Source organism: Mesorhizobium sp. B1-1-5, from assembly GCF_006443065.1.
GTDB lineage: Bacteria > Pseudomonadota > Alphaproteobacteria > Rhizobiales > Rhizobiaceae > Mesorhizobium.
The window spans coordinates 1-6696 of the sequence record NZ_VFWS01000188.1 but is presented as its reverse complement, the minus strand read 5'-3'; the positions used below and the strand labels follow the sequence as shown (position 1 = coordinate 6696).

4 protein-coding genes are annotated in these 6696 nt (G+C 62.4%); 2 read left to right on the top strand and 2 right to left on the bottom strand.

Going from position 1 to position 6696, the window contains the following annotated elements:
* Positions 1–65 precede the first annotated feature (65 nt).
* A complete protein-coding gene (locus FJ980_RS28820; protein ID WP_140547035.1) occupies positions 66–1259 on the bottom strand; it encodes a Xaa-Pro peptidase family protein in 1194 nt (397 codons plus the stop codon).
* 335 nt (positions 1260–1594) lie between these two features.
* Here FJ980_RS28820 and FJ980_RS28815 point away from each other — a divergent pair, with 335 nt between their 5' ends.
* Positions 1595–3205 carry an ABC transporter substrate-binding protein gene (locus tag FJ980_RS28815; protein ID WP_140547036.1) on the top strand — a complete coding sequence of 537 codons (1611 nt, stop codon included), beginning with the start codon at positions 1595–1597 and terminating at the stop codon, positions 3203–3205.
* A 286-nt stretch (positions 3206–3491) separates the two neighbouring features.
* Here the strand turns inward: FJ980_RS28815 and FJ980_RS28805 are convergent, their stop codons facing one another.
* Positions 3492–5102: an ABC transporter substrate-binding protein gene (locus FJ980_RS28805; protein WP_140547036.1), complete on the bottom strand. Its 1611-nt coding sequence runs from the start codon at positions 5100–5102 to the stop codon at positions 3492–3494.
* A 335-nt stretch (positions 5103–5437) separates the two neighbouring features.
* Here FJ980_RS28805 and FJ980_RS28800 point away from each other — a divergent pair, with 335 nt between their 5' ends.
* A complete protein-coding gene (locus FJ980_RS28800; RefSeq protein ID WP_140547035.1) occupies positions 5438–6631 on the top strand; it encodes a Xaa-Pro peptidase family protein in 1194 nt (397 codons plus the stop codon).
* Positions 6632–6696: the final 65 nt, after the last annotated feature.

Here is a 6696-nt window from a genome sequence, read left to right as displayed (position 1 = left end):
GGATTGCCCCGAATTGCCCTTCGCAATTCGGCTGGCAATCCGGGTGAGGGGGAGCGCCGTCGACGCTATGCTGCCGTCCCGCCCCTGTTCCAGCCGCGTCCGCGATCTCCGAACATCACATAACCGCTGTCCGTCACCGCTACCGTGTCCTCCAGCTTGATGAAGCCGCGTGTCGGATGAAGCATGGTGGTCTCGACCGACAGCACCATGTTCTTCTCCAGCGGCTTGGCCGCATAAGTACCCTCATAGGCGACCGGGTGATTGGTCATCAGGAACGGCGCCTCATGCGTGATCAACCCCATGCCGTGCGCGAAGAAATCCGTATAGGCCGCAACCTTGGAAGCCTTCAGCACACTCTCCGCATGCGCGATCATGTCGCCGCCAACCGTGCCCGCCTTCACCTTGGAAAAAGCGGCCTGCTGCACCGCTTCGACTTCGGCCAGAAGATCCTGCAGCTCGGCATCCGGTTCGCCAAGCACACCCATGCGGCAGAGGTCGCCGATATAGCCGTGATAGTTGCCGCCGGAATCGATCGACATCACTTCGCCCTTCTTCCAGGCCTGGCTGGACGCCGCGCGGTTGTGGCTGGAACCCAGCGTCAGCAGGCAGTATTCGAAATGCGCGCCACGATTGGTCTCCTCGCGCCGGAGCCGCTCGATGATGTCGGTCTTGCTCGTGCCCTCGCGCGCCCAGCCAATCGTCGCCAGCATGGAATCGGTTATCAGTTCGGAAGCGATGCGCAGTTGTTCCAGCTCAGCCTCGGTCTTGATGGCGCGCATACGCTCCAGCATGTCGGTCGCGTCGATCAGCTTTGCATCCGGCAGCGCCTTGCGGATCAGCGTGTAGGCATCCGACGGCAGGAAACCCGGCTCGATGCCGATGCGCGCCGCCGTCTTGCCGATTATTTTGACATGCTCCACCGCCAGATTGGCGGCATCGAGCGTGCCCCAGCAGGCGGCGTGCAAGGTCGGCGTCCAGAATGGATGGTTCTGGTGCTCGCCGCCTTCCATCTTGTTGCCGATATAGGCGGCATGTTCCGGCCCGCCCTTCTCGTAAAGGACGATCGGCAAATAGCGGCTGTGACCGATGGCGTCCATCGCCGCGAAGAAGATGAACTTGTAGCCGCCGAGCAGATATTGCGTGTTGTGCTTGGACGTGGCGAACAGCACGTCGATACCGGCCTCTTCCATCAGCCGGTCCACCCGCGCCTGGTCGAACGGGACATTGCTGACCTCGGTTTTGCCCGGAGCGATGTTCATCTGCCTCTCCCTATTTTTCATCGGCCGCAGGAGCGCCGAACGTCATGATGTATGGCTGTTGGCTAAATCTGCATCCTTTTGGCCGCTCTGGTCCAGCCAGAATTGATCACTTCGCGCCAAAGGCAGGCTTCTAATCCAAATCCCGATCCCATCGCTCCGTAATCTGGTCCTGCCAGATAAGAGCATGAGAGCCTCTTTCGGCTGGCTGGTCCAGCGGACGGAAATTTCAAAGCCAAGCCATGATGCGCCAAATCCGTCTCTGGCGAAACCTTTGCCAAGGGCCATAATCACCGGATTGCCGCGCCTGTCACGGCGCGAAGAGGGGAGTTTGAGCGATGTCCGATTTGACGATTTCACGCCGCAGCCTGCTGGCCGGCTCGGCGCTGCTGCTGGCCTCGACCGCGCTGCCGACCATCGGCTTCGCGCAGACGCCGAAGAAGGGTGGCCGCCTCGTGCTGGCTGCCGATTCCGAACCGCGCAACCTCAACCCCGCTATCGTCGCTTCCAACGGCGTCTTCTTCATCTCCAGCAAGATCGTCGAGACCCTGGCCGAAGCCTCCTTCGACGGCAAAGACGGCCTTCAGCCGCGCCTGGCGCTTTCCTGGGAAGGCGCGGCGGACGGCCTGTCGGTGACCTTCAAGTTGCGCGACGGCATCAAATGGCATGACGGCAAGCCTTTCACCTCCGCCGACGTCGCCTTCTCGGCGCTGCAGATCTGGAAGCCGCTGCAGAATCTCGGCCGCACCGTGTTCAAGGACCTGGCCGCCGTCGACACGCCGGACGATCTCACCGCGATCTTCAAATTCGCCAAGCCGACGCCGTTCCAGCTGATCCGCAATGCGCTGCCGGCGCTGTCGAGCGTCGTGCCGAAGCACCTCTATGAGGTGGGCAAGATCGAGGACAACCCCGCCAACAACGCGCCGGTCGGCACCGGTCCGTTCAAATTCGCCGAGTACAAGGCCGGCCAGTATTACCGGCTGACCCGGAACGACGCCTATTGGGGCAAGGACGAGCCCTATCTCGACGAGATCGTCTATCAGGTGCTGCCGGACCGCACCTCGGCCGCGGCCGCGCTGGAAGCCGAAGAGATCCAGCTCGCCGCCTTCTCCGCCGTCCCGCTCGCCGACCTCGACCGCATCTCCAAGGTGCCAGGCCTGAAGGTCATCACCAAGGGCTATGAGGGGCTGACCTACCAGCTCGTCGTCGAGATCAACCACCGCCGCAAGGAACTGGCCGATCTGAAAGTGCGGCAGGCGATCGCGCATGCCATCGACAAGGATTTCGTCATCAAGACGATCTTCCTCGGCTACGCCGCGACCGCAACCGGCCCGGTGCCGAAGAACGATCCGCAATTCTACACCGCCGACGTGCCGACCTATCCTTTCGATGTCGCCAAGGCCAATGCGCTGCTGGATGAAGCCGGCTACAAGCGCGCCGACGACGGCAAGCGCTTCGCGCTGAAGCTGCTGCCGGCGCCTTACTTCAACGAGACGAAGCAGTTCGGCGATTATCTGCGCCAGGCGCTCGCCGCGATCGGCATCGACGCCGAGATCGTCAACAACGACTCCGCCGCGCACATCAAGGCCGTCTACACCGATCACGCCTTCGACCTCGCCGTCGGTCCGCCGGTGTTCCGCGGCGACCCGGCAATCTCGACCACCATCCTGGTGCAGAGCGGCATTCCCGACGGCGTGCCGTTCTCCAACCAGGGCGGCTACAAGAACGCCGACCTCGACGCGCTGATCGCGAAAGCATCGGAGACGCTGGATACAGCGGCCCGAACCGAGCTTTACAAGGAGTTCCAGAAGAAGGTAGCGGCCGATTTGCCGCTGATCAATGTGGCGGAGTGGAGCTTCATTTCCGTCGCCCGCGACACGGTCGGCAACATCGCCAACAACCCGCGCTGGGCAGTATCGAACTGGGCGGACACCTATTTGGCGGGCTAACGTTTTCCCAAGGCTTGCACATCGCTTGATCGGGTGCTCAGCTTCCACGGTGAGAGTTCCTTCGCGCCCCCCTCTGTCCTGCCGGACATCTCCCCCACGAGGGGGGAGATCAGCTGTCTCGCCGGCTTTCGCCAACCGCAGATGCTGCAGGATTGAGCGGGGCGCGGAAGCCGCCAATCTCCCCCCTTGTGGGGGAGATGTCCGGCAGGACAGAGGGGGGCGCGAAGGAACTCTCACCGTGGAAGCTGAGCACCCGATCAAGCGATGTGCAAGCCTTGGGAAAACGTTAGCCCGCCAAATAGGTGTCCGCCCAGTTCGATACTGCCCAGCGCGGGTTGTTGGCGATGTTGCCGACCGTGTCGCGGGCGACGGAAATGAAGCTCCACTCCGCCACATTGATCAGCGGCAAATCGGCCGCTACCTTCTTCTGGAACTCCTTGTAAAGCTCGGTTCGGGCCGCTGTATCCAGCGTCTCCGATGCTTTCGCGATCAGCGCGTCGAGGTCGGCGTTCTTGTAGCCGCCCTGGTTGGAGAACGGCACGCCGTCGGGAATGCCGCTCTGCACCAGGATGGTGGTCGAGATTGCCGGGTCGCCGCGGAACACCGGCGGACCGACGGCGAGGTCGAAGGCGTGATCGGTGTAGACGGCCTTGATGTGCGCGGCGGAGTCGTTGTTGACGATCTCGGCGTCGATGCCGATCGCGGCGAGCGCCTGGCGCAGATAATCGCCGAACTGCTTCGTCTCGTTGAAGTAAGGCGCCGGCAGCAGCTTCAGCGCGAAGCGCTTGCCGTCGTCGGCGCGCTTGTAGCCGGCTTCATCCAGCAGAGCATTGGCCTTGGCGACATCGAAAGGATAGGTCGGCACGTCGGCGGTGTAGAATTGCGGATCGTTCTTCGGCACCGGGCCGGTTGCGGTCGCGGCGTAGCCGAGGAAGATCGTCTTGATGACGAAATCCTTGTCGATGGCATGCGCGATCGCCTGCCGCACTTTCAGATCGGCCAGTTCCTTGCGGCGGTGGTTGATCTCGACGACGAGCTGGTAGGTCAGCCCCTCATAGCCCTTGGTGATGACCTTCAGGCCTGGCACCTTGGAGATGCGGTCGAGGTCGGCGAGCGGGACGGCGGAGAAGGCGGCGAGCTGGATCTCTTCGGCTTCCAGCGCGGCCGCGGCCGAGGTGCGGTCCGGCAGCACCTGATAGACGATCTCGTCGAGATAGGGCTCGTCCTTGCCCCAATAGGCGTCGTTCCGGGTCAGCCGGTAATACTGGCCGGCCTTGTACTCGGCGAATTTGAACGGACCGGTGCCGACCGGCGCGTTGTTGGCGGGGTTGTCCTCGATCTTGCCCACCTCATAGAGGTGCTTCGGCACGACGCTCGACAGCGCCGGCAGCGCATTGCGGATCAGCTGGAACGGCGTCGGCTTGGCGAATTTGAAGATCGCGGTGAGATCGTCCGGCGTGTCGACGGCGGCCAGGTCCTTGAACACGGTGCGGCCGAGATTCTGCAGCGGCTTCCAGATCTGCAGCGCCGAGAAGGCGACGTCGGCGGAGGTGAAAGGCTTGCCGTCATGCCATTTGATGCCGTCGCGCAACTTGAAGGTCACCGACAGGCCGTCCGCCGCGCCTTCCCAGGAAAGCGCCAGGCGCGGCTGAAGGCCGTCTTTGCCGTCGAAGGAGGCTTCGGCCAGGGTCTCGACGATCTTGCTGGAGATGAAGAAGACGCCGTTGGAAGCGACGATAGCGGGGTTGAGGTTGCGCGGTTCGGAATCGGCAGCCAGCACGAGGCGGCCACCCTTCTTCGGCGTCTGCGCGAAGCCGATGGTCGGCAGCGCGGTCGAGGCCAGCAGCAGCGCCGAGCCGGCCAGCAGGCTGCGGCGTGAAATCGTCAAATCGGACATCGCTCAAACTCCCCTCTTCGCGCCGTGACAGGCGCGGCAATCCGGTGATTATGGCCCTTGGCAAAGGTTTCGCCAGAGACGGATTTGGCGCATCATGGCTTGGCTTTGAAATTTCCGTCCGCTGGACCAGCCAGCCGAAAGAGGCTCTCATGCTCTTATCTGGCAGGACCAGATTACGGAGCGATGGGATCGGGATTTGGATTAGAAGCCTGCCTTTGGCGCGAAGTGATCAATTCTGGCTGGACCAGAGCGGCCAAAAGGATGCAGATTTAGCCAACAGCCATACATCATGACGTTCGGCGCTCCTGCGGCCGATGAAAAATAGGGAGAGGCAGATGAACATCGCTCCGGGCAAAACCGAGGTCAGCAATGTCCCGTTCGACCAGGCGCGGGTGGACCGGCTGATGGAAGAGGCCGGTATCGACGTGCTGTTCGCCACGTCCAAGCACAACACGCAATATCTGCTCGGCGGCTACAAGTTCATCTTCTTCGCGGCGATGGACGCCATCGGTCACAGCCGCTATTTGCCGATCGTCCTTTACGAGAAGGGCGGGCCGGAACATGCCGCCTATATCGGCAACAAGATGGAAGGCGGCGAGCACCAGAACCATCCATTCTGGACGCCGACCTTGCACGCCGCCTGCTGGGGCACGCTCGATGCCGCCAATCTGGCGGTGGAGCATGTCAAAATAATCGGCAAGACGGCGGCGCGCATCGGCATCGAGCCGGGTTTCCTGCCGTCGGATGCCTACACGCTGATCCGCAAGGCGCTGCCGGATGCAAAGCTGATCGACGCGACCGACATGCTGGAGCGTATGCGCGCCATCAAGACCGAGGCTGAGCTGGAACAACTGCGCATCGCTTCCGAACTGATAACCGATTCCATGCTGGCGACGATTGGCTGGGCGCGCGAGGGCACGAGCAAGACCGACATCATCGAGCGGCTCCGGCGCGAGGAGACCAATCGTGGCGCGCATTTCGAATACTGCCTGCTGACGCTGGGTTCCAGCCACAACCGCGCGGCGTCCAGCCAGGCCTGGAAGAAGGGCGAAGTGATGTCGATCGATTCCGGCGGCAACTATCACGGCTATATCGGCGACCTCTGCCGCATGGGTGTGCTTGGCGAACCGGATGCCGAGCTGCAGGATCTTCTGGCCGAAGTCGAAGCGGTGCAGCAGGCCGCTTTTTCCAAGGTGAAGGCGGGCACGGTTGGCGGCGACATGATCGCGCATGCGGAGAGTGTGCTGAAGGCTTCCAAGGTTGCGGCCTATACGGATTTCTTCGCGCACGGCATGGGGTTGATCACGCATGAGGCGCCGTTCCTGATGACCAATCACCCGGTCGCCTATGAGGGTACTTATGCGGCCAAGCCGCTGGAGAAGAACATGGTGCTGTCGGTCGAGACCACCATGCTTCATCCGACACGCGGCTTCATCAAGCTGGAGGACACGGTAGCGGTGACGGACAGCGGTTATGTGATGTTCGGAGATCGCGGACGCGGCTGGAACAGGGGCGGGACGGCAGCATAGCGTCGACGGCGCTCCCCCTCACCCGGATTGCCAGCCGAATTGCGAAGGGCAATTCGGGGCAATCC